This window comes from Kitasatospora sp. NBC_01560 (assembly GCF_045208415.1).
Lineage (GTDB): Bacteria > Actinomycetota > Actinomycetes > Streptomycetales > Streptomycetaceae > Kitasatospora.
Window position 1 is genome coordinate 93,567 of record NZ_CP109364.1, and the last position, 23,546, is coordinate 117,112.

The window sequence follows — 23,546 nt, forward strand, 5'->3', positions numbered from 1 at the left end:
GTGCACGTTCACGGGTCGGTGCCCGAGACGCTACGGGCCGCCGGTGCCCGAGTCCTGGTCCACATTTGGCAAACTGGACCAATGATCGAGACCCGCAGTCCCGGGATCGCCTCAGTTCTGGGCAACTGGCGCCAGGAGACAGGACCGCTCGCGCAGACACTCGCCGCGGCGGTCCGGGACGCCGTCATCGACGGACGGATCCCGGTCGGCACCCGGCTGCCCTCCGAGCGCGCCCTCGCCGCAGCGCTCCGGGTCAGCCGCGGCACCGTGGTCACCACCCTGGCCGAGCTCCGCGACACCGGCTGGGTGCGCACCAACCACGGCAGCGGCAGCAACGTCCGGCTCCCACCGGAGATCACCGAGCGCACCGCGCCCTGGTCGGTGGACCACGGGGACGGCCTCGACTTCACCCGCGCGGTGCCCGCCGCCCCCCACGCCGCCTACCTGGAGGCATCCCGGCGGGCGGTGGAGCGATCGGCATCCCTGCTCATGGACTCGGCCGAGCCCGACGCGGGGCTACCACAACTGCGGGAACTGCTGGCCGACCGTTACACCCGCGAGGGCCTGCCGACCCGCCCGGACCAGATCCTGGTCACCTCGGGCGCCCGGGCCGCGTTCACCCTCCTGGCCGAGCACCTGCACGACCGTGCCCGCCCCGTCCTGGTGGAGAGCCCCACCTACCACGGCGCACTGGCCGTCCTGCGGCGCCGACGCGCCCGGCTGGCGGCCTCGCCCGTCACCTCCGACGGATGGGATCCGGCCCGCTTCGCCCACACCGTGAAGACGGTGCGGCCGGGATTGGCCTACCTGACACCGGACTTCCACAACCCCACCGGTGCCCTCATGCCCGCCGACCAGCGCGACCACGTGGCCGCACTGGCGTCCCGCAACGACATGACGGTCATCGCCGACGAAACCCTGCGCGACCTGGACCTGCGCACTCCACCGGAGCCCGTCCCGCACCTGGCCGGCAGGGCCGTGGTCGCCATCGGCTCGATGGGCAAACTCGTCTGGGGCGGCCTGCGCGTCGGCTGGCTGCGTACCGATGCCGCCCGCATCCGCGAGCTCCTGCACAACCCACTCCAAGCGCGACTGTCACCACCGCCGCTCGAGCAGCTCATCGCCTGCGAGCTCCTGGCCGACCTGCAGGACCTGCGGCGCGACCGGCGGGACCGGCTCCGCGCCCAGCGCGACCACCTCGCGGCCTTGCTGGAGGGCGCGGGCGAGTGGAGCTTCACACTGCCGCCGGGCGGTCTGTGCCTGTGGCTCCGGCTGCACGGCACAACGGCCACCGCCCTGGCCACCCGCGCAGCCGGCCAGGGCCTGAAGCTGTCACCCGGGCCGACCTTCTCCGCCGACCGCACCCTCACCCACTACCTTCGGCTCCCCTACACGGCGACCCACGAGACCCTGACCCGCGCGGTCGCCGTACTGACCGGACAGGAGACGACCCGCCGGTAGGCGGCTGGCACGCGCAAGGCGGCGAACGGTTCCAACGAGCCCGCCACACTCGGCGACATGGCCAAGGGCTGGAGCAGCCTCGGCATGGCCAGTCCCGGCTCGGGCCTCAGCAACGCGGCCACGTTCAACCAGGTCTACACCGACGTCAAGGCAGCCCGGCCGGTCGCCGCCCGCATCGGCTGGACGTCCGGCGGTGGCCACATGAACGTCGTCTACGGCTTCGACACGTCGAACAACACCATCGGCGTCGCCGACCCGTGGCCGGACACCGCCGCCTACACGTGGTGGGACTACAACGACTACGTCAGCAACAGCTCGTTCAAGTGGACCCACTCCCGGATCGGCATCTCCCGTCAAGGCGGGCGGCATGCACAAAGCAAGAATGTCCGGCAGGGTGGCCCCGGCCTACCGGATCCCCCGCCTGGGCGCCGTCCTGGTCCTGGGTGCGTCCGCACTCCTGTCCGTCGCCGGTCCCGCCCGGGCGGTCGCCCTCATGGACCCGCTCCCCGCGGACATCCCGGACTACCGGGCCGCCCTCGACCTGGTGAAGTCGGCCGATGTCCGCAACGCCGTCTGCCGATTCCTGAGCGTTCCGGTGCCCCAGGGCGACGGCCCCGGAACTGCGCAGACGATCCCCGAGACGGCCGATCCGTGCGAGGGCGTGCTGGGTTCACGGTCAACGACCCACTGGCCCTCAACGAGATCACCCCCGGCTTCGCCGCCGGAACGTCCCTCCCGATTCCTGCCGAAGCAGTCAGGCTGAGCTATCTGGTCTCCGCACTGAACGCCCCGGTCAACGGGCGGAACGCCACCGTCATGCTCGCCCTTACCCAGGGCGGCGGCTGGCACCTGGCAGCCGTGCGCGACGGCGACACCGACGCCGCGTACGCGGGCAGGGCCACGGTGGGGACCCTCGTTTTCAACGAGCCGCAGATCCGCGGCTGGTACCAGCTCAAGCTCACCACGGTCGAACCGCTCAACGATCAGGCACGGCAGGGCCTGGACGGCCGGTCGTCGGTGTCACTGAGCGACTACCAGAAGCTGCTGAAGGCCCGCTACGCCGACAAGCTGCCCGGCTCGGAGTACGACACCACTGGTCTGTCCGGCGGCTACGGCCCTGTGGCGACGACGGAAAACACCTCCTCCTCGACGCCCGCACTCGTCGGCGGTTCGAGCGCCGCCCTGGCGCTCGCGGGCGGTGTCTTCGCCCTCCGCCGCAGGCGCAACACCGGCGCCTGACCCCGGCCTTCACCCAGGACCCGGAACCCCGACCCCGCCTCCTCCGGTACAGGCCGATAGCCGGGTTAGGGGTTCCGGGTCCTGCCGAGCCGGGACACGCCGATCGACCGATGCCACTCCACCGGTGGAACGGCGGCACAACAACGTCCACCCGTGTTTCACTCCGGCCAACGCCTCCTGGGCGAACTCGATCGAGGCGCACTGCGGACCCCTGCGAGAGGTCACACCCACCCGCGCCAGTCACCCGAACCATCCGGTCCAGACCGGCACGCTGCACCACTACCTGCGCTGCCGCAACGCCGATGCACCGGATGCTGGTGCGGTCGCAGCACACACCGACCGCGAGCAAGCAGAGGCCCCGGATTCCGTCCCGACGCTGACGTCCAGCGCGGCCCGCCAGTACGGGTCACCGACGGGTCGCCGTCCACACGCTTCACAAGCTCTGTGGTCCGTGGCCTGCAGGGCACAGCCGCTGGCCCGCATACGCAGATGCGCCAGGAGGGCACGCTCTGCCTTGCTGGGGTCGTCTTCCTCGTCCTCTTCGAACCGGTCGAACTCCATCACGGACGACACCCTGCCGCCGTGACCACCGATTTCAACCGGTTTACGCAGTTGCCACAGAACGAGCCGCCACCCCGGCGAGCCTTGCCGGTCGCAGCACCAGGGGCGGGCGGGTGCCTTCTGTGGGTCGGGTGGTGCGGGCACCACCCGGCTTGTCGCGCGTCCTGGGCAGTGCGTTGGCTCTCGGTCGGTCAGGAGGCGTCCGCCGGGGTGGGGGCGGTGTCGAGGAGGGCGGCCAGGTCGGTGACGCTGTCGAGGACGTGGGTGTGGGGGACGGTGGCGAAGTCGGCGTCGGTGTGGGAGCCGGTGCGGACGGCGGCGGCGATGCGTGCGCCGGCGCGGTGGGCGGCGAGCAGGTCGCTGGTGGTGTCGCCGACGGCGGCGAGGTGGTGGACGGATTCGGTGCCGGTGCGCAGCAGGGCGGTGAGGAGCAGGTCGGGGTGGGGACGACCACGGCCGGCATCGGCGGGTGAGAGGGCGAGGGTGACGAGGTCGTGCCAGCCGAGGGCGCGCAGGATGCGCTCGCGGGTGGTCGGGGAGAAGCCGGTGGTGAGGACGACGTGGTGTCCGGTACTGCGCAGGTGCTCGATGGTGTCGGCGGCGCCGGGGATCTCGCGGACGCCTTCGGTGTCGACGGACCGGTCATAGGCGTTTTCGAAGGCCTGGTTGCCGAGCTGGGCGAAGTGTTCGTCGCCGGCGGTCAGGGCGCGGAAGACCTCGATCTTGGACTGGCCCATGGTGGCGAGGGCGTGGGCGACGGCGGTGTCGTGTTCGGGGGTGCCGGCGGGGATGCCGATAGTGTCGAGGGCCTGGTGGAAGGCGGCGAGGACGGCGCCGTCGTCGTGGACGGTGGTGCCGGCCATGTCGAGGCAGACGAGCTGGACGGGCGGGCGGGTGCTGGTCATGGTGGTGTCCTGTTCGTGAAGGAGTGGACGTGTGGGGCGGGGCTGTGCGGCTTGGACGGTCGGTGGCATCTTGTCCGTACAGGAGGCCGGTTGTTCATCCGGTGGCTGCCGGAGCGGGGTGGCGGATTTGCCGGGAATACGGGTGCGGTGGGGGTCGGGGCAGCGGGGGAAACATGTGGTGACAGGTGGTGTCGGGCGGGGTGGCGGGGCCTGTAGGGTCGGCTGCGTGAAGGAATCACTGCACGGCGTGGTCGCCGCGGAACTGCGCCGAAGGATCCGGGGCGGCTCGTTGAGGGTGGGCGAGTTCCTGCCGTCGGAGGCGGAGTTGTGCGAGGAGTTCGGGGCCTCGCGCACGCCGGTGCGCCAGGCGTTGGCGGCCCTCCGGGAGGAGGGGTTGGTCAGTGGAGGGCAGGGGCGGCGTTCTGTGGTGCTGGACGCGGTGCCGTCCCAGCCGTTCGAGTCGCTGTTGTCGTTCACCACCAGGGCCCGGCTGACCGGGTACGCCCCCGGGCAGCGGTTGCAGGAGATCGCCCTGCGGCGGCCGCAGGCCGCGGTCGCGGCGGCGCTGGAGGTGGATCCGGAGGCGCTGGTGGTGCAGTTGCTGCGGCTGCGGTTGCTCGACGGGCGTCCGGCGATGCTGGAGCGGATGACGTACGTCGAGGCGGTGGGCCGTCCGCTGCTGGACGCGGACCTGGACGCGGGGTCGATCTACGCGTTGCTGACCGCGAACGGGGTGGAGCTGGCCGCGGCCCGGCACACCTTCGACGCGGTGGCCGCCGACGAGGTCGACGCGGAGTTGCTGGAGGTGGAGGTCGGCGCGCCGCTGCTGCGGGAGCGGCGGTTGACGCGGGATGTGCGGGGGGTGGCGGTGGAGTGGTCGGAGGACCGCTACCGGCCGGACGTGGCGAACGTGACGGTCACCAATACCCGTTCCGCGCGCTCTGCCCAGCTCTAGCGCCCGCCGGTCCGCCGCACTCGCCGTTCCTGCCGTTCTCACCGAGGGTTGGGGGCGAGGGCCTGGCGGGGGGCGGAGCCGGTGCGGGCGGCCTCGATGGCGTCGGCGATCCGCTCCAGTGGGTGGGCGTCGGCGACGAGGTCCGCGAACGGGAAGTCGCGGTGGTGGGCGGCCAGGAAGCGCACGGCGGTGTCCAGGTGCTCGGGACGGTAGTTGTGGACGCCGGTGACGGTGTGCAGGCCGCGCACCAGGCGTTCGGGGTCGAGGGCGAGGGCGGGGCCGGGTGAGACGGAGCCGACCAGGACAGCGCGGCCGCCGATGGTAAGGGAGTCCAGGCAGTGCTGGGCGGCTGCGGGGTGGCCGGAGAAGTCGAGGGCGATGTCGGCCGGGCCGCTCTCCTGATCGGTGTCGAGGGCGAAGCTCGCGCCGAAGTGAACGGCCTGGGCGCGGCGTTGGGGGTCGGGGTCGACGGCGGTGACGCGGGCGCCGGCGGTGGCTGCCATCGAGGTGGCAGTCAGGCCGAGCATGCCTGTGCCGGTGACCAGGACGCGGCGTCCGGAGAGGGGGCCGGCGGCGTCGAGGGCGGCGGCGACGGTGGCGGTGGCGCAGGAGGCGGGGCTGGCGACGGCGTCGGGCACGTCGACGGGGACGGCGACGACGGCGGTGCCGGGCACTACCACGCAGTGGGTGGCGAAGCCACCGTTCAACGGGGCGTCGGGAGACCACGGCTCGTGGCCGTACTTGCGCAGCTCCAGGCACTTGTTGGGCAGGTTGCGGGTGCAGCGTTCACAGGTGCCGCAGGCGGCGGCCACCGACCAGACCACCCGCGTGCCCTCGGTGACGGGGGTGCCGTCCACGCAGCGCGCGCCGCCGTCGCCGATACCGATGACGGTGCCGACCTGTTCGTGGCCGAGCAGCGAGGGGGCCGGGGAGGGGCGGCGCCCTTCGACGGTGTGCAGGTCGCTGCCGCACACGGTGGCGAGGTCGATGCGGACCAGTAGTTCGCCGGGGCGGGGGGTCCGGGCGGTGTCGGTCTCCAGCAGGGTGAAGGACCCGTGGATGCCCTCCCAGCGGGCGAGGCGGACCGGGATTGTGTCGGAGGTGACGCTCATGCACCGAACTTGTCATGAAACTCGACCACGATCAAGTACTTGTCATTATAAGTATGGGGAAGAATGGGTGAACCCCTGTTCGCGCCGCCGGCTGCGGCGCGAACAGGGGTCGGGAAGGAGCGTGGGTCAGGCGGGGTGGCCGAGGTCGGTGGCGGTGCGGCTGACCTCGAACAGGCGCTTGCCGTCCCGGTTGATCCAGGTCGCGGTCAGCGTCGCCGGGGATGCGGTGGTGTCCGCGACCAGCTTGAGGAAGGTGTAGGGCTCCACCGCCTTGGCGACCAGGGCGGGGTTGGTGGCGTTGAGGCCGGAGATGGTGCTGCCGTGCAGCGGGCTGACCACGAACTGCCACAGGTCGTAGCCGATCCGGGGGCCGTAGTTGAGGGCCTGGGAGCTGTGGATGTCGCCGCTGACCAGGAAGCAGCCGGGGATCTTCTCGGCGGCCAGGAAGTCGAGGATCGCGTCCTTCTCGTACTGGTAGGTGGCCCAGTCGTCGGTCTCCGCGTTGCCCTTGTCGTCCCAGATCATGCCGGAGGCGATCGCCTTGAACGGAGCAGTGCTCGCGCGCAGCGCGGTGCGCAGCCACTCCCACTGCACCTGGCCGATGCAGGTGGTCCGGGCCGGGTCGGCGAAGCTGGGGGCGGTGGTGCTGAACCAGCGCGGGTCGAGCAGGAACACCTCGATGGGGCCGCGGCGGAAGGAGGTGTAGACACCCTGGCCGGCGGTCCTGGTGGTCAGGGGGGTGCCGTCGGCGGCATGGCCGAAGGAGGCGTTGGCGCGGTAGTCGACGAAGGCGGTGCGGGTGTTGGCCTTGCCGCTGAAGGAGCCGTTGACGCCGTTGGTGCCGAAGTCGTGGTCGTCCCAGGTGAACCAGGTCGGCGTGGCGGCGATCAGGGCAGCGAGTTCGGGCTGGGCGAGGAAGGTGCGGTGCTTGGTGCGGGCGACGGCGAGGTCGCCGGAGTCGATGTAGGGGTTGTCGCCGAGCATGACGAAGCTGTCGCAGCCCTCGGTGGCGATCCTGGTCCACACGGTGTTCGGGTCGGAGGGGGCGCAGGAGCCGAGGCCCATGGTGACCACGGCGGCCGCACCCGCGGCCGGGGAGGTGGTGAAGGAGCCGGCCGGCGGGGTGAAGCCGGGTGCGGGGAGCGTGGGGGCGATCGTGAACGTGTAGCGGGTGGCAGCCTGCAGGCCGGCGACGTCGGCCAGCACCGTATTGTCGTTGGCGGTGGCGACCGGGACCTCCACGGAGGTGGTCCAGCCGTCGGCCCGGCGCACCGTGCAGCGCCAGGTCGGGTACGCGACCGGGTCCAGGCCGGGGCGGGCCCACAGGCGCGCGGTGGTGGTGTCGACGTGGCCGACCAGCGGGCCGACCGGGGCCTGCGCGGGCATCGGGGTGGGCGTGACGGCGGGGGCGGCGCCCGCGCGGACGGCGGTGACGTAGCCGGCGAGCGCAGTGAAGAAGGCGACGCTGTCCTGCACCGCGGAGGCGGGCTGGATCGCCGTTCCCGCGCTGTTGAAGCACTTGTCGACGGTCAGGCTGGTCACCAGGAACCGGCCCGCGCCGTACGCGCCCTCCAGCAGCGCCGGGCTGGTGCCGCTGGTGGTGCAGGCCAGCAGCACGCGCATCCCGCGCCAGGAGCCGACGGTCTCCCAGCTGACCCGGATCCCGGCGGCGCGCCCGGTGAGCACCTTGCCGGCAGTCACCGGCAGCGCGGCGACCAGCGGGTGGCCGGCGGCCACCGGCAGCACGGTGTCGTAGTCGGTGTCGGTGCGCACTGCGGCCAGCGCGGTGGGCAGGTAGGACACCGGCGCGCCGTACTGGTCGGACTGGGCCAGGTCCAGCACCGTGCCGCCGGCGGCCACGAAGTCGCGCAGCGCGGCGGCCTGCGCCGCCACGTAGGCGGGGTAGGCGGTGCCGTTGTTGGTGAAGCTGCCGAACGCGATCAGGTCGACGCCCTGCGCGGTCGCGGCCTTGGTGGTGTCCAGCGGGACGACGGTGAAACCGGCCCGGCGCAACAGTTCGGCCAGGCCGGTGGCCTTGGTCCACTGGTCCAGGTACTCCAGCACCGCGGCGCGCGGCGGCGTGGCGGTGTCCGCGTGGGCGGAAGGGGCGAGGGCGGTGGTGGCGACGGCGGTGGTCAGGGCGGCCGCGCCGCCGACCAGGAAGGACCGTCGGTGGATTCCGTCAGGGCTCATGGCAGGTGTTCCTCCTTTTCCGGCGGCAACCGTCGCAGCGCACCTCGCGCACCGGCAATAACCTGTCACGACAAGTCATTCACTGTTCACCCGCCAGGCGCCATGAGCGGCCACCCGACCGCGAGCCGCACCCCCTTCCCGCGGTGCACGCAGGCGGCCGACTCTCAGGTTGCCCAGCTGTTCACTTCCCCCTTCGGCCGACCGTCTCCCACTCGGAAGGGAGGTCACGGGCGGGTGAACAGGAAATGACTTGTCACAACAAGTGGTTGACCGGCGGTGGCAGGGCCTGACAGCGTTCCGGGTGCCGGCCTCCAGCGGCGCCCCGGGCGGTCACCGTCGGCTCGCGCCCGCCGGCCCCTCCCCGCTGAACCCCTTTCCGCTCGCCCTCCTTGCTCACCCGGAGCCCACCGTGCGTCTTCGTCCCCTGGCCCTGCTGCTCACCGGTGCCCTCACCGCGCTGTCCCTGACCGCCTGCGGCAGCGGCGGCTCCTCCTCGGACGCGAGGTCCGCGACCTGCCCGGGCGGGAAGATCCGCTTCGGCGTCGAACCTTTCGAGGACCCCGCCAAGCTCACCCCCGCCGCCAAGGTGCTCGCCGACTCCCTGGGCGAGCAGCTCAAGTGCCCCGTCGAGCTCACCATCACCGAGGACTACTCCGCCGAGGTGCTGGCCCTGCAGAACGGCAAGCTCGACATCGCCATGTTCGGCCCGCTCGGCTACGTCTTCGCCCAGCAGCGGGCCGGCGCCGAGGCGGTGGCCTCCTTCGGCGACAGCACCGGCAAGGTATCCAGCTACACCGCCGGCATCTGGGTGCCCGCCGACTCCCCCGTCCAGGGCGTCAGGGACCTCGCCGGGAAGTCCCTCGCACTGTCCTCGGTCGGCTCCACCTCCGGCGACGCACTGCCCCGCAAGGCCATCGTCGACGCCGGCCTCAAGCCCGAGGACGTCAAGGTCAACTACGCGGGCGGGCACGCCGAATCGCTGCTCGCGCTCGCCAAGGGCACCGTCGACGCCGCCGAGATCAACTCCCAGCAGCAGGCCAGCGCCACCGCGTCCAAGACCTTCGACCCCGCCAAGTTCCGCAGGATCTGGTCCTCCGAAGCCATCCCCAACGACCCGATCACCGTCCGCGGCAACCTCGACCCCGCATTCAAGAAGGCCGTCGCCGACACTCTGCTGCACCTGCCCACCGACAAGGTCGGCCAGATCGGCGCGCTGCTCGCCGTCAAGCCCGCCGCCCCGCTGGTCGCCGTCGACAAGACCACCTACCAGCCGCTGTTCGACCTCGCCACCACCCTCCACCTCACTGACAAGGACCTGTGATGCTGGCGCTCTCCGCCATCACGGTGCGCTACGGCGAACGCGAGGTGCTGCGCGGCGTCGACCTCACCGTCCCGCGCGGCCAGTTCCTCGCGGTGCTCGGGGCCAACGGCTGCGGCAAGTCCACCCTGCTGCGCGCCGCCGCAGGCCTCGAACCGGTGGCGGAGGGCACCGTCACCCTCGACGGCAAGGCGGCCGACCCGCTCGCCCTGGCCACCGTCTTCCAGCAGATCCACCTGGTGGCCCGGCGCACCGTCCTGGACAACGTGTGCGCCGGCGCCCTCGGGCGCCTGCCGCTTCGCCACTCCCTGCACCCGCGGCTGTTCCCCCGCGAGCTGCGCGAGGAGGCGATGGCCTGCCTGGAGCGGGTCGGCCTCGCCGACCGCGCCCACGACCGCGCCGACCGCCTCTCCGGCGGCCAGCAGCAGCGCGTCGCCGTCGCCCGTGCCCTGTGCCAGCGCTCCGAAGTGATCCTCGCCGACGAACCCGTCTCCGCCCTCGACCCCGCCGCGACCGAACAGGTTCTCTCCCTGCTCGCCGAACTCGCCCACGACGAAGGACTCGCCGTCCTCGCCGTCCTCCACCAGCCCTCGCTGGCCGCCCGCCACGCCGACCGGATCGTCGGGCTGCGCGAAGGCCGGGTGCTGTTCGACGGCGACCCCGGCCAGGACGTCGACCACCTCTACCAGCCCGCACTCGCCGGGAGCCTGTCATGACGACCGCCCCCCGCCCGCTTCGCCGCCTGCCCGTACCGGCCCGCCCCCGCCGACCCCGCACCCTCGTCACCGCGGCGCTCGTCACCGCGGCCCTGGCCGTCGTGCACGTGATCGCGTGGAACACCACCGAGATCTCGCTGGGCGCGCTGGTCGACGGCTGGCACGGCATGGCCTCCTTCCTCGCCGAGGCGTTCCCGCCCAGGCTCGACCGGTCCGTCCTGAAGCCCAGCATCGACGCCGCCCTGGTCACCCTGTGGATCGGCCTGCTCGGCACCACCCTGTCCATCCCGCCGTCCCTGCTGCTGGCCCTGCTCGCCGCCCGCGGTGTCGCACCCTCCGCCGCCGTCCAGCAGGCCGCGCGCGCCCTGCTGTCCTTCCTGCGCTCGGTGCCCGACGTGGTCTTCGCCCTGGTCTTCGTCACCGCCGTCGGCCTCGGCCCGTTCCCCGGCGTCCTCGCCCTGGTCGTCCACAACGTCGGCGTGATGGGCAAGCTGTGGGCCGAGGCCCTGGAGGACGCCGACCCCGGCCCCTCCCGCGCCCTGCGCTCCGCCGGCGCCTCCCGCGTCCAGGTCGCCCTGCACGCCCTGCTGCCCACCGTCACCCCCCGGCTGGCGGGCCTGCTGCTCTACCGCCTGGACGTCAACGTCCGTGCCTCCCTCATCCTCGGCCTGGTCGGGGCCGGCGGCATCGGCTTCCTGATCAACCAGTCCATCAAGCTGTTCCGCTTCGACGAGATGCTCACCCACATCCTGGTGGTCCTCGTCCTGATCATCGCCGTCGACCAGCTCTCCGCCGCCGTCCGGCGCCGCCTGGCCTGACCCACCGCCCACGGCTCCCGTCGCCCTCGGATCCGCGCTGCCCGCCACCCCTGGAGGACGGGCGGGCAGCGGCCGGCCCCGCACCCGTGCCGGGCCGGCCGCTGCGCTGTGGAGGTCGATGAGCGCCGTCGGGCCGGTCCGCCACCGGCCGAGGCCGGCAGCATCATCGCCCGCTGGTGCTGAATCGTGCCGAACGCCCGCCTTCCGCCCGGCTCGCGCACAGCCGACGTGGTGCTGTCCTGCACGCAGTGGGGCCGGCCACGCCGGAACGGGGCCGGCGCCCCTCGGCCGCCCGGCGTGGGAAGTCTGCCCCGTCGACTTCCCACGCCGGCTGCGTCAGGCGGACCGTCGGGCGCGGGCGTTCCTGCGGCGCAGCGCGAGGGTGGTGCCGCCGCCGGCGAGGAGCAGGGCGGCAGCGACGCCTGTGAGGGCCGCGGTGTTGTCGTCCGGGCCGGTCTCGGCGAGGCCGGTGCCGCCCCGGCCGGGCGCCTGGGTGCCGTTGGCCGCCAGGGTCTCCCCGATCCAGTTCGCGTACGCGGGTGCGCTGGTGTAGAGGCCCGGCCCCGCCGAACACGGGACCTTCGGGGCGCCCGGGCCCGAGGTGACCCCGATGAGCTCCCACCGCCCGTCCCGGCCCTTCTGGAGCTGCGGGCCGCCGGAGTCGCCGAAGCAGGCCATGGCCTTGGGCTTGGTGCTGATCGTGCAGAGCCGGGTCGGGTCCGCGTAACCGGGCGCGCACTCGGACTCGGTGCCCAGGCGGGCGTCCAGCTCCTGGAGCCGGTCCGGGAACGCGAACTCCCCGTCCATGGTGGTGCCGAAGCCGAGGAGCCGGGTGGCAGTACCCTGCTGCCCCACCTTCTCCGCGATCCTGACGGGCTGTTGGCTGACCGGCCGGTCGAGGCGGACGAGCGCGATGTCGTCCTTGTTGGCGACCTTGTTGTTGCCGTTCACGTAGGCGGGGTGGATGAAGGTCCGGTCGATCCGCCGCACGGTGCCGCCGTCCTTCCGGTGGTCGCTGCCGAGCCGGACGACGCCTTCCAGCTTCAGCCCGTCGCCCGTCAGGCAGTGGGCCGCGGTCACGATCCACTGCGGGTCGATCAGCGACGCCCCGCAGGTGCCGTCGACCAGGCCGTAGTCCGGGGCCGATTCCGGGATGGTCGCCATGAACGGGTAGCTCTCGGTGGAGTCACCACCGTTGACGATCGCTCCGGCGCTGCCTGCCATCAGGGTGGCACAGGCGACGGCGGCGAGAGCACCGACGACGGCGGTGCGGGTCGTACGGCGACGGGCGGACTTCAGACTGAACACGAAGAATATCCCTTTGTTCGGAATGCGTACGTGTTCAGCCTGCTCGTCGAAGATCCACCGGGCCACGGTGGTAGCCGGTGGAGCCGTGGTCCGGGCAGCGGGCGCACGCGTGGTGGGGATATCCCCCGAGGACGCCGCGGGGCCCGGCATCGCGAGGATCAAGCTCAGAGGTACGAGAGCTGTGGTCGGCGGGTTCGGAGCGCGAGCTCAGCGGGGAGCTGTGGGCCGTGCGTCTCGGGCTTCGAGGACGTGGCCGGGGTCGGACGGAGCCGCGGCATCGTCTTCCTGGCGGCTGCCGGCGTGGTGTGCAGCGAGGTGTTCGTTCAGGACGTGGGGCGGGATGCGTTTGACGGCGTAGCGGGTGCACAGGGCCAGGACGAGCAGGTCGTCGGCCTGGCCCAGTACGGGGATGACTGCGGGGACGAGCTGGATCGGGGACAGGGAGTAGGCGAGGGCGAGGGCGATCGCCGCGCGGGCGTCGCGGGGCGCCCGTGGGTCCCGGAGGAGGCGGCGCCCGACGGCTGCGGCCAGGAACAGTCGTCGGGCGGCGGGGGCGAGGCGTTCGGGCAGGATCGCGGTGATCCTGTCTCCGATCAGTCGGGTGGTGATCGCGCCGGCGGCGCTGATGGCGAGCGGCCAGAGCAGCCATGTCATGGGGGTGTCCTTGTGCCGGGTGCGCGGTGGCACGCACGGGTCCGCCGGTGTGCCCGGATCGGGGCGGGTCAGGCGGGTGTGCGGAAGGCGGCGTCGGCGGCGTTGCGCTGGGCTTGTGCCTCCATGTCGTCGGTCCAGCCCGCACTGTGGCGGAGCCGGGTGAATTCGCGTTCGAGGGTGGTGTCGGAGGTGGTGCGGGTGTCGGTGCTGATGGTGACGGGCAGGCCGGCGGTGAGCAGGCCCGTGGCGGGGTGGTCGGTGAGGGTGGGGACGGCGGCGGTCTGGACGTTGCTGGTGGGGCACATCTCCAGGGCGATGCGGTCCCGTCGCAGGCGGTGCAGGAGCGCCGGGTCGGTGGTGCAGCGGACGCCGTGGCCGATGCGGCGGGCGCCGAGGACGTCGATGGCCTCCCACATGCTGTCGGGTCCGGCGGCTTCGCCGGCGTGGACCGTGCAGGGCAGGTCGGCGCTGTGGGCGAGGTCGAAGGCGGGGCGGTGGGGGGTTCCGGGGTGGAGGCGTTCGTCGCCGGCGAGGTCGAGTCCGGCGACGAGGTCGCGGTGGCGCAGGGCGGTTTCGGCGACGGCGAGGCTCTCGTCGGGGTTCTGGTGGCGCAGGCAGCACAGCAGCAGGGCGGTGCGCACTGCGGTGGCGGCGCGGCCTTGGGCGAGGCCGGTGGCGACGGCGCGCACGGCGTCGTCGGTGGTCATGCCGTGGCGGGTGTGCAGTTGCGGGGCGAAGCGGACCTCGCCGTGGACGACGCCGTCGCGGTGCCAGTCCTCGACGAGTTCGCGGGCGGCGCGGGTGAGGGCGTCGGGGTGCTGGAGCACCTGGAGGGGCAGGTCGATGTAGGTGAGGTAGCGGGTGAGGCTGCCGCAGTCGGGGGGTGCGACGGCCAGGTGTTCGACAGGAGCGGTGAGGACGAGTCCCTGTCGGCGGGCGAGGTCGGCGATGGTGGCCGGGCGGACGGAGCCGTCGAGGTGGCAGTGGAGTTCGTAGCGGGGCGGGCGGGTGGCGGGGGCGGTCACGGTGTGTCCTTGTGGGTCGGGGGTGTCCGCCCCGGGCGGAAGCGGGGGGTGGCCCGGGGCGGACGACTGGGGTGGGGATGGCTCAGGCGCGCTGCGGGGTGGTGGCGCAGGTGTCGAACAGGAGCTTCTTGAATCCGGCCTCGCTGGCGCGGCGGACCAGGGTGACGTTGGGGGCGGGGGCGTTGACGCGCCGGTCGATGAGCATCTGGCCGCGCGCCTCGTCGCCGACGGCGATGTCGACGTGGGCCCGTTCCTGTTCGGTGATCAGGCCGGGGTCGAGGGCGACGGCCATCGCGATGGGGTCGGGCAGGTCGTAGCCGGCCAGGCCGGTGACGTCGCGGACCCAGTCGGAGACGGTGCGGTTGATGGTGTGGGCGAAATGGGCCATGGGGGTGCCGAGTTGTTCGAGGTGTTGTTGGTCGGCGGGGGTCATGACGGCGTCCTGTCGGGAGACGTCCCAGCCGATCCAGGTGACCTTGTCGGGGGTGGCGGCCTGCAGGACGATGCGGGCGGCCTCGGGGTCGGCCCAGACGTTGAACTCGGCGGTGGCGGAGATGTTGCCGCGGGTGTCGGCGGCGCCGGCCATGCAGTAGACGTGGCGGTAGCGGGTGAACAGGTCGCGGTCGCGCAGGAGGGCGGCGGCGATGTTGGTGAGCGGGGCGAGGGTGACCAGGGTGAGCTCGCCGGGGTGGCGGAGGGGCCACTGGATGAGCGCGTCGACGGCGTGGCGGGGTTCCGCGCCGCGCGCGGGGTCGGGCAGGCCGGTGTCGCCCATGCCGTCCTCGCCGTGGACGTGCTGGGCGCTGGACAGGTCGCGCGTCATCGGGCGCTCGCAGCCCGGGTGGACGGGGACATGGGTGGCGCCGGCGACTTCGAGGGAGATGAGGGCGTTGCGGGTGGCGGTCGCCACCGGGACGTTGCCGGCGACGGTGGTGACGGCGCGGATGTCGCCGAGGCCGCTGGCGGCGGCCAGGAGGAGGGCGACGGCGTCGTCGGAGCCGGTGTCGGTGTCGATGATCAGGGGCAGCGGGGTCATGGCGGGGCCGGCCTCTCGGAACGCGGGGACGTCGGGTGTGGGGGGGCGGGGTCAGTGCCTGGTGAGGCGCTTGAGGTCGCCGGGGCGGGGCAGGGCGCCGCGGGCACCGTGGCCGGTGACGGCGAACGCTCCGGCGGCGACGGCGGTGGCCACGGCCTGCGGCAGGGGCCTGCCGCGGACGATCTCGGCGGCGAGGGTTCCGCAGAACACGTCGCCGGCGCCGGTGGTGTCCACGGCGGTGACCGCGGGTGCGGGCAGGCAGGTGACGCCGTGGTCGTCGGCGATCAGGGCACCTTCCGCGCCGAGGGTGACGACGGCGGCGCAGCCCTGGGCGGCCAGGGCCGCGGCGGCTTCGGTGAGCCGGCGCAGTCCGGTGATCTGGCGGGCCTCGACGGCGTTGGCGACCAGCAGTGGGTGGGCGCCGTCGGGGTGGGGCGGCAGGGTGGTGGCGGGTGCGACGTTGTGGATCCACCGGGCTCCGGCGGCCAGGAATGACGCGGCGGCGGTGACGGCCGGCTGGGGGACCTCACCGCTGGTGAGGATCAGGTCGCCGGCGCGGGGGCGCATGACGGTGAGGGCGTCGGTGACGTCGTCGGCGGACAGCAGGGCGTTGGCTCCCGGGGCCACGACGATGCTGTTCTCGCCGTCCGTGTCGACCAGGACGACCGCCTGTCCGGTGGGGGCGGACAGGTCGGTGATGGCGGTGTCGGTCATCACCCGGTGGCTGCGCAGGTCGACCAGGGCCCGCAGGCCCTCGGTGTCACCGCCGATCCTGGCGACGAGGTGGGTGACGGCACCCATGGTCGCCGCAGCGACTGCCTGGTTGGCGCCCTTGCCGCCGAAACCGGTGGTCGCGGCGGTGGCGAGCACCGTCTCCCCCGGAGCGGGGAGGACGGGGCAGCGCAGGACGCGGTCGATGTTCACCGACCCGATGACCAGTACGCGGGGGGAGGGAAACATGCTCATACGACATGTCTAATCGTTTAGATGAGAGAATGCAAGGGACCCGGGCCCGCGAAGACGGCAACCCGGCCGACACCCAGGGAGCACAGGCATGGCAGTCACACTGGCGGACGTCGCCCGCAGGTCCGGAACCTCGACGGCGGTGGTCAGCTACGTGATGAACAACGGCCCACGGCCGGTCGCCCCGGCCACCCGCGAGAAGGTCCTCAAGGCCGCGGCGGAACTGGGCTACCGGCCCAACCGCATCGCCCGGGCACTTCGCTCACGCACCAGCGGGGTGGTCGGCCTCGTCCTCGCCGACGCCTCCAACCCCTACTTCGCCGCCCTCGCCCGCCACCTCGAAGAGGCGCTGGAGGAGCACGACAAGCTCACCCTGACCGGCAACGCCGGCTACGCGGCCGACCGCCAGCAGCACCTGGTCGAACGCTTCCTCGCCGCCCAGGTCGACGGCCTGATCATCGTCTCCGGCGACGGCGGCAACGACGTCGCCGCCGAGGCCTCCGCCGCCGGCGTCCCGTCCGTGTACGTGCACAACGCCCCCGCCGGAGCACGGACCCCAGCCGTGGCCGCCGACAACGACACCGCCGTCCGCGCGGCCGTCGCCCACCTGCGCGACACCCACGGCCTGCACGAGATCGCCTTCCTCGCCGGCCCCCGGGACTCCGGACCGGTCGGCCTGCGCCGGGAAGCCTGGCGCAGCAGCACCGCCGACCTCGAAGACGAACCGCTGCTGCTGCGCTGCGACTACACCCGCGCCGCGGCCGCCGAACTGATCGCCGCCCTGGCGGCGGACGGACGCCTGCCGCGCGCACTCATCGCGGCGACCGACGAACAAGCCATCGGCATCCTGGCCGCGACCTTCGCCGCCGGCGTGCGTGTACCCGAGGACCTCGCCGTCATCAGCCTCGACGGAGCTCCCGAGAGCGCCTACACCGCCCCGGCACTCACCGTCACCAGCCAGCCGCTCAAGGCCATGGCCGAACGCGCCGTCGCCCTCCTGCTCGGCGAGGCCACGCGCCCGTACACCCCGAGCGCCGACCTCGTAGTGCGCGGCAGCTGCGGCTGCGCGGCCGGACGGTAGGGCCATGCCGCGCACGCTGCCTTCCAGGTGGCGTTGCCACCCCTGGGTGCAATCGCCTGGACAACGATGGCGACCGTGTGATGTCGGTGGGGCGCGGTGACAAACCGCTCCCGTGCGACACCTGACGAGGGAGGCGAGTTGATGACTGTCGTCGAGACCGCTGCCACGTGCAGCGCCCGGACCATCCTCACGTCCCGGCCCCCGGCCTGACTTGGGCTCCGACCCCCACCCAACCATGCGGCTGCCCTGACGGGCCTGACGGGCCTGACGGTCAGTCGTGAGCCGGCGGAGGGCCAGGAGCCGGACCCGCCCCCGCCCGGCCGGCATGTGGCGACCGGGCCTCACTCGCCTACGCTCCAACTGGGGCCCAGTCCAACGGCCGGGCTACCGCGGGGAGCCGGCGGTCCTGCGTCGGTCCAACGATCCGCTCGTTGCCGGAGATGGCGCCTTCGAGCAGCGGCGTCAGGCGCCGAGCACGTCCAGGGACAGGCGTTTGGCACGGTCCACATCGGCATCGTCGCCGAAGAGTTGGTAGCGGGTGTTGGCAGCACGCAGGTAGGCGTCGATACGGAAGGCGTCGTCGGCCGGGAAGCGGCTGCCGGCGACGGACAGTTCGGCCTCCAGCAGGTGCAGCCACTCGCGGACGAGGTCGCGGACCGCGTCGGCGACGGGGCCTTCGCGGCGGCCGTATTCGACCGAGGTCGTGGTGATGAAACACCCGCCTGGGAAGACGTTGCCGCGCAGGTGGGCGACCCAGTTGTCGAGCAGGGCGCAGAGCCGGGGCCGACCCGGGGCGGCGGGCCACGACGGCTCGACGACGTGCTGCAGGTACAGGGCGCGGGCCTCGGCGACCGCGGCGATCTGGATGGCTTCCCGGTTGGCGAACACCGTGAGGATGCCGCTCTTGCTGTGCCCGGTCCGGGCCGCGAGCGCGCCGACAGTGATCGCGTCCAGCCCGTGCACGGTCGCGGACATGGCTGCCTGCCGGGCGACTTCGTGCCGTGTCCGGTCGCCGCGGGCGCGGCGGCCGTCGGCGCGCGGCGCGGCGGAATCCGCAGCGGAGTCGGGGGTGTCCGGGGCCATGCGCCGATTATATGCGACCGATCGGTCGTGTAGTGTGCCGCGACAATGACGACCGATCGATCGCATAGTGGAGGCGCAGGTCATGGGTGTCGACGGCGATGCCGGACTGGACGGCTTTGCGAAACGCGTGCTCTCGCTCTCCGGGGGCGAGAAAACCGTCCACGTGGCCGGAAGCGGACCTGCGGTGGTCGTGATGCCTGAAATGCCGGGTATCAGCCCCGACGTCGTGCGCTTCGCCGGGTGGGTGCGCGATGCGGGGTTCACCGTCTACGTGCCCTCGCTCTTTGGTGTGGACGGGGCGTATCCCACCGTCGAGATCGCCGGGCCGATCCTCAAACGGGCGTGCGTCAGCGAGGAGTTCAGGGCGTTCGCGGGCGGTGGCACGAGTCCGGTGGCGGTGTGGCTGCGCGCGCTGGCCAGGACCGCGCACGACGAGTGCGGCGGACCGGGCGTCGGCGCGGTGGGGATGTGCTTCACCGGCAACTTCGCGCTGAGCATGACGCTGGAACCGGCCGTCATCGCTCCGGTCCTCGGCCAGCCCTCGTTGCCGCTGGACGATCCGGCCGCCCTGGAGCTGTCGCCCGAGGACGAGGCCGCCATCCGCGGGCGGTTCGAGCGCGACGGACTCACCGCACTCGGCCTGCGCTTCGACACCGACAAGTGGTGCACCGGCCAACGCTTCGCCGCCTACGCACAACTTCTCGGTGACCGCTTCGACGGCCGCGTCCTCCCCGGCGAGTACGCGAACCCCGAACCACCGCCGTTCTTCCGCGACCTGGTCCAGACCCCCCACAGCGTGCTCACCGCACACCTCGTCGACGAGGAAGGCCACCCCACCGTGCAAGCCCGCGACGAAGTCCTCGCCTTCCTGCGCGCCCGCCTGCTTCCCGACCACACCACCGCCTGACGGACTGTGCCCCCCTGTTGCGGGCAACGGTGGGCGTCGGATCGATCCCGCAGTCGAAGTCGTCCTGACAGACGGCTCTTCACCTGCCCGGCCCGGCGCAACGAGGCAGCACCCGACCACGGCCACGCGGGCGACAGAGGCACCCTGGCCGACGCCGTTCACCAGGGGCCGACCGCCGGCTTCACCTTCGGCGAGTGGCCACCACCTGAGCCTGGACGCAGACGGCCGGAGCTGGGCGTGACCGCCGACCGGCAGGAACACGAATGGTGAGGCCGGACGCGCTCGCGCCTCGGCCGAGGCGGACCTCCGCAAGGGTCCGCCGTCGCTGGAACCGGAGACGGTCGAAACGAGGAGGTACGGGCTGACGGACGCTCTGGACGATCTCGCCGGCGCCGGAGACCAGTTCGGGCGCCTTGCGGTGGCCGGCCTCGTTCTCAACGCTGCGGCCGATCTGCTCTGCGACCATCACCACGCGTGGATCGGCAGTGGGAAGTGGCTGCCGCGGCGCCTACTGGAAGCAGAGGCAGATCGTGGGGCCGTCCTGCTCGAAGGGCACCTGCACCTGTGCAGGTCGGGCGACCCGGGGCCCATGATCGGCACGGTGTCGGGAATTCTCGACTTGGTCGGCGGGCCTCTTCGCAAGGGCTGTCGCAGGACCTGGCGCGGTGTCATCGACTCGGTGGCTGCTGCCTCCGGGCGTTGACGGGCTGAGGCCGTCAACGGCATCGGTGGCTGTCGACTGTGGTCGTCGGGGCCTCGTACTTCCAGGTTCCTCCGGCTTCGCGGCGATCGCCTCGGCGTGGACGAAGTGGTGGCCGAGCATCCCTGTGACCATGGAAGGCGGGACCCGGAAGACGAGTTGGCGCCTGGCGGCGGTGCATCCGTGCAGGGCGGGGATGCCCGCGGAGGAGCGAGGGGTCGCGCGGCAGTCCGGCCCTGTGCCCGGGGAGGAGCCAGGTGCGCAGTTCGACCGGACGGCACCGGCCGGCCGGGCAACCGGCCGGCGCGGCGCCGCGGCGGCAGACCGGGACAGGCCCAGCCGGCCCGGACCGGTGACGAACCGGCGGCTGGACGGCGCGACAGAGCAGCCCAGCACCGACCGAACGGGGCACCGGGCAACGCAGCAGCGCGGCATCACGGCCCGCCCGAGCAACGAGCAGCACCAGGGACGGGCCTGCCTGCCGGACCACAGGGCAGCACGACGGGGACAGGGCGGCGACAGGACGGCGCAGTTGCCGGGCGGCCGCGGGCACCGGGTCAGTCGCCGCAAGCCACTCCCCGGGCTGCGGCGACCCGGGACCTCCCTTGCGCCCGCGCCGCAGCTGCCGGCCGCCGGCGGGGTCAGGACAGGCGTACGACCTCACCGGTGGCGGCGCTGGTGCGCGCGGCGTCCAGTACGGTCGCGGTGGTCACGGCATCCCAGGGGTCCACGGGCAGCGGACGAGTGCCACGGACTGCGGCGGCGAAGGCCGGGTAGAAGGTGTCCCACTCGCCGCGGGCGGACGGCGCGGGCTCGACCTGGTCGCCGCGCAGCACCTTGCCCCAACGCCGCTCGGGCTCGATGCCCCAGCGCTCCCCCTCGGAGGCCGGGGAGGCACCTGCGATCAGCAGGGCTTCCTGACCGTCCACACCGTCGACCACGTACGTCCCGGTGGTGCCGGTGGCACGGAAGCGCGGACCGGGTGCACCCTGCCGCCAGCTGCCGGACAGGTGTGACCGGGCTCCGCTGCGGTGGGTCAGCGCGACGAAGACGTCCTCGTCGAGCCCTTCGCCGCCGTCGCGGCTCCGCATCTCCGCATACACCCGCTCGACCGGCCCGGACAGGACGAGCGCCTGGTCGACCAGGTGGCTGCCGAAGTCGAGCAGGGTGCCGCCACCCGCGGCCGGCGGGCCGGGCTCGGGCTGGAACCGCTCGAAGCGCGACTCGAAGCGGGTCAGAGTACCGAGATCACCCTCGGCCACGAGCCGCCGCAGAGTCAGGAAGTCGGAGTCCCAGCGACGGTTCTGATAGACCGTCAGCGGAACCCGCAGCCGCTCCGCCAGTTCCGTCGTCTCCCGCGCAGATGCGGCGTCGAGCGCGAACGGCTTGTCGCAGACCACTGCCAGACCCAGCTTCAGCGCCTCCTGGGCCAATGGGATGTGTGTGGCCGCCGGAGTGGAGATCGCAACCGCCTCCGCTCCGGCCCGGGCCAGTTCCTCCAACGAGTCGTACGCCGGCCGGCCCAGCTCCCCGGCGATCTGCTTGCGGCGCTCGGGGGATGTGGTGACCACCCCGAGAAACTCACAGTCCGGGGTGGAGGCGAGCAACGGCGCATGGAAGTACCTGCCGCCGAAGCCGTAGCCGACCAGTCCGATCCGTACGGGCGCGTCCGTCATGTGCAATCCTTGCCGTCGATATCTTGAAAACATTTGCAGTAGAACCTCAGCAGACCTTCGGGTCCGCATCGGCGTTGGCGAGGCCGTGCTGTACCTGCTGCGACTCGCCCGGGACGAGGACACCGACAGGCGGTTCCACGGCCTGCCACCAGGAGCAGCCGGCCTCGCCCGCCGAATCGTCGACATCCTGACCCGGGCCCCTCACCCAGGACGGCCGGCCGATTCCCACCTCACCCGGATCATCCGGTACAGGGACCGGCCACCTCCCGAACGACCGCACCCGAACGCGGAGCCCGACCGGTTGGACGCCCTGCAACGTTCTGCCTCGCGTCCTGGCCCCCGTGCCGCACACCCTCGGAGGCCAGGCTGAATCAGCCGGAACTCCTGACAACACCGATTACCCCGACACTCTCACCATCACATGTTTGCGTCAACATTAAAATGGTGCAAGTGATCGCGAGGTCCTGCTGCTCTCCCTGCACTGCGACCAGGCGCGGGGGCTGGGTCCGCTGCACGTGAGAGCCGCGGCCCGCCAGTTGGTGGTGTCGACCATCCTGATGGGGGTGGATTCCTCGTGAGGAAGGACTGGCCGGCCGTACGCCACGAAGCAACGGTTCTGGTCGTGGCCGACGAGTGGCCGCGACCAGCACTGTCAGCACCTATTCCGCGACGAGGACCTGATCCCGGTATGTCCGGAAGATCACCGAACTGGGAGTTCACGCAGTCTTCGACGCCGACGTCCACGCCGAGGCCGGCGCGCCTGCCGCCGAAGCACCACGCGATGTCGGAGGCGGGGTGGACTCCGGGACCTCCGGGGTAGGCCGTGCCCTCGATGGTGAGGGCACGGGCCGTTTCCGGCTGCCAGGTCACGGACTCTGTGGTTCCGTTCGACCCGGCCCCAGCCGCTACCCGTTCCGGGTGACCCTGTACATCACGGTGCCGTGCGGGGGGACCGATGAACTGATGGCTCCGGTCGAGGTGACCGTGGTCTTGGACCAGAGGTCCTTGACCGTGTAGGAGGGCGCCCCCCGATTCCGGCCGCCGCCGCCGTGGTGGAGATCGTCTGGGCGGTATCGGTCTCGTTGGTGAGGCTCACCGCCCGGCTGCCGTCGCTCAGCAGCTTGCTCATGACGACCAGGCCACCAGAGCTGGAGATCACCGTTCCCTGCCGGCCCAGGCGGTCCTGGTCAACGGCGATCACGTCGGTGTTCTTCAGGATCGCCAGGGTCGCCGCGCTGGCATTGGCCAGGTTCGTGCTGACGAGCAGGGGGGCGGCCATCATGGACCAGAGGCTGAACTGCGTGCGGTACTCGGTGTCCGTCTGGCCGCCGCGGCCCACCTGCAGCATGTCCGGGTCGTTCCAGGCGCCCGGGCCGGCGTAGGCCGCGAACTTCTGGTTGATGTGGGCCCGGTTGATGACCTTCGTCCAGTAGTCTCCGATGTCCGTGGTGGTTCGCCACAGGTTGCCCACCGCCGGCGCCCAGGTCGCCGGCTTGCTCTGGCCCCACTCGCAGATGGAGTAGACGATCGGGCGGCCCGTGGCCTTCAGAGCGTCACCCATCGCCTTGTAGCGCTGGACCGCATCGATCCCCTGGTTGCCGCAGTTGTCGTACTTGAGGTAGTCCACCCCCCAGGACGCTCGACGGCCCCCCACCGAGCGACGGAGCCGCTGGCCGCGGGCGGGCCGGACGGCGGCGCAGCGACGAACGGACGGCGGGCCGGAACAGCGGCACAGCAACAGCCCGGCAGCCGGCCGGCCGGCGCAGCCAGCCTCGCTGACATCGAAGAACACGGCCCCGAAGGAGTGGCGGAACAGCCGGCAGGAGGCCGGACAC

18 protein-coding genes and 2 pseudogenes are annotated in these 23,546 nt (G+C 72.3%); 9 read left to right on the top strand and 11 right to left on the bottom strand.

Going from position 1 to position 23,546, the window contains the following annotated elements:
- Window positions 1–81: 81 nt before the first annotated feature.
- From OH807_RS00405 to OH807_RS00415, 3 genes and pseudogenes are all read left to right on the top strand, one after another.
- The gene (locus OH807_RS00405; RefSeq protein ID WP_406192157.1) at window positions 82–1,461 is read left to right on the top strand and encodes a PLP-dependent aminotransferase family protein; all 1,380 of its coding nucleotides are present in this window, start codon (window positions 82–84) and stop codon (window positions 1,459–1,461) included.
- An 84-nt stretch (window positions 1,462–1,545) separates the two neighbouring features.
- A pseudogene (locus OH807_RS00410) lies at window positions 1,546–1,716 on the top strand (papain-like cysteine protease family protein); the annotation flags it as partial.
- Between the two features lie 396 nt (window positions 1,717–2,112).
- A complete protein-coding gene (locus OH807_RS00415; protein ID WP_406211454.1) occupies window positions 2,113–2,700 on the top strand; it encodes a hypothetical protein in 588 nt (195 codons plus the stop codon).
- Between the two features lie 752 nt (window positions 2,701–3,452).
- Here OH807_RS00415 and OH807_RS00420 read toward each other — a convergent pair.
- Window positions 3,453–4,166, bottom strand: coding sequence for an HAD family hydrolase (locus OH807_RS00420; protein WP_406192160.1), 714 nt, complete (start codon window positions 4,164–4,166; stop codon window positions 3,453–3,455).
- A 226-nt stretch (window positions 4,167–4,392) separates the two neighbouring features.
- Here OH807_RS00420 and OH807_RS00425 point away from each other — a divergent pair, with 226 nt between their 5' ends.
- Window positions 4,393–5,121 carry a GntR family transcriptional regulator gene (locus tag OH807_RS00425; protein WP_406192163.1) on the top strand — a complete coding sequence of 243 codons (729 nt, stop codon included), beginning with the start codon at window positions 4,393–4,395 and terminating at the stop codon, window positions 5,119–5,121.
- 38 nt (window positions 5,122–5,159) lie between these two features.
- Here the strand turns inward: OH807_RS00425 and OH807_RS00430 are convergent, their stop codons facing one another.
- Both OH807_RS00430 and OH807_RS00435 read right to left on the bottom strand, forming a co-directional pair.
- A complete protein-coding gene (locus OH807_RS00430) occupies window positions 5,160–6,233 on the bottom strand; it encodes a zinc-binding dehydrogenase (protein ID WP_406192166.1) in 1,074 nt (357 codons plus the stop codon).
- Window positions 6,234–6,359: 126 nt separating this feature from the next.
- Window positions 6,360–8,426 (bottom strand): alkaline phosphatase D family protein, encoded by a 2,067-nt coding sequence (locus OH807_RS00435; protein WP_406192169.1) that lies wholly within the window; start codon window positions 8,424–8,426, stop codon window positions 6,360–6,362.
- Between the two features lie 409 nt (window positions 8,427–8,835).
- Here OH807_RS00435 and OH807_RS00440 point away from each other — a divergent pair, with 409 nt between their 5' ends.
- From OH807_RS00440 to phnE, 3 genes are read left to right on the top strand one after another with little or no spacing between them, the layout of a single operon-like run.
- Window positions 8,836–9,747, top strand: a complete 912-nt coding sequence (locus OH807_RS00440) for a phosphate/phosphite/phosphonate ABC transporter substrate-binding protein (protein ID WP_406192172.1) — start codon at window positions 8,836–8,838, stop codon at window positions 9,745–9,747.
- Window positions 9,747–10,460 (top strand): phosphonate ABC transporter ATP-binding protein, encoded by a 714-nt coding sequence (locus OH807_RS00445; RefSeq protein WP_406192175.1) that lies wholly within the window; start codon window positions 9,747–9,749, stop codon window positions 10,458–10,460. The genes OH807_RS00440 and OH807_RS00445 overlap by 1 nt, the downstream gene beginning before the upstream one ends.
- Window positions 10,457–11,278 carry a phosphonate ABC transporter, permease protein PhnE gene (gene phnE / locus OH807_RS00450; RefSeq protein WP_406192178.1) on the top strand — a complete coding sequence of 274 codons (822 nt, stop codon included), beginning with the start codon at window positions 10,457–10,459 and terminating at the stop codon, window positions 11,276–11,278. The genes OH807_RS00445 and phnE overlap by 4 nt, the downstream gene beginning before the upstream one ends.
- A 336-nt stretch (window positions 11,279–11,614) precedes the next feature.
- Here the strand turns inward: phnE and OH807_RS00455 are convergent, their stop codons facing one another.
- The 5 genes from OH807_RS00455 to OH807_RS00475 form a co-directional block, all read right to left on the bottom strand.
- Window positions 11,615–12,586 (bottom strand): S1 family peptidase, encoded by a 972-nt coding sequence (locus tag OH807_RS00455; RefSeq protein ID WP_406192181.1) that lies wholly within the window; start codon window positions 12,584–12,586, stop codon window positions 11,615–11,617.
- Between the two features lie 207 nt (window positions 12,587–12,793).
- Entirely contained in the window at window positions 12,794–13,240 is a 447-nt protein-coding gene (locus OH807_RS00460) for a YkvA family protein (RefSeq protein ID WP_406192184.1), read from the bottom strand.
- Between the two features lie 68 nt (window positions 13,241–13,308).
- Window positions 13,309–14,265 (bottom strand): adenosine deaminase, encoded by a 957-nt coding sequence (add, locus tag OH807_RS00465; RefSeq protein WP_406192187.1) that lies wholly within the window; start codon window positions 14,263–14,265, stop codon window positions 13,309–13,311.
- Window positions 14,266–14,347: 82 nt separating this feature from the next.
- Entirely contained in the window at window positions 14,348–15,301 is a 954-nt protein-coding gene (locus tag OH807_RS00470) for a nucleoside hydrolase (protein WP_406192190.1), read from the bottom strand.
- Between the two features lie 51 nt (window positions 15,302–15,352).
- On the bottom strand, window positions 15,353–16,267 hold the full coding sequence (locus OH807_RS00475) for a ribokinase (RefSeq protein ID WP_406192193.1): 915 nt from the start codon (window positions 16,265–16,267) through the stop codon (window positions 15,353–15,355).
- Between the two features lie 88 nt (window positions 16,268–16,355).
- On the opposite strand from OH807_RS00475, the gene OH807_RS00480 reads away from it, so the two are divergent.
- The gene (locus OH807_RS00480) at window positions 16,356–17,345 is read left to right on the top strand and encodes a LacI family DNA-binding transcriptional regulator (RefSeq protein WP_406192196.1); all 990 of its coding nucleotides are present in this window, start codon (window positions 16,356–16,358) and stop codon (window positions 17,343–17,345) included.
- A gap of 462 nt (window positions 17,346–17,807) precedes the next feature.
- Here OH807_RS00480 and OH807_RS00485 read toward each other — a convergent pair whose 3' ends face one another.
- Window positions 17,808–18,428: a TetR/AcrR family transcriptional regulator gene (locus OH807_RS00485; protein WP_406192199.1), complete on the bottom strand. Its 621-nt coding sequence runs from the start codon at window positions 18,426–18,428 to the stop codon at window positions 17,808–17,810.
- Between the two features lie 82 nt (window positions 18,429–18,510).
- Here OH807_RS00485 and OH807_RS00490 point away from each other — a divergent pair, with 82 nt between their 5' ends.
- A complete protein-coding gene (locus tag OH807_RS00490) occupies window positions 18,511–19,335 on the top strand; it encodes a dienelactone hydrolase family protein (protein WP_406192202.1) in 825 nt (274 codons plus the stop codon).
- Window positions 19,336–20,676: 1,341 nt separating this feature from the next.
- Here the strand turns inward: OH807_RS00490 and OH807_RS00495 are convergent.
- Together OH807_RS00495 and OH807_RS00500 are read right to left on the bottom strand one after the other, a co-directional pair.
- On the bottom strand, window positions 20,677–21,711 hold the full coding sequence (locus tag OH807_RS00495; protein ID WP_406192205.1) for a Gfo/Idh/MocA family protein: 1,035 nt from the start codon (window positions 21,709–21,711) through the stop codon (window positions 20,677–20,679).
- Between the two features lie 920 nt (window positions 21,712–22,631).
- Window positions 22,632–23,350, bottom strand: a pseudogene (locus tag OH807_RS00500) (glycoside hydrolase family 27 protein); the annotation flags it as partial.
- Window positions 23,351–23,546: the final 196 nt, after the last annotated feature.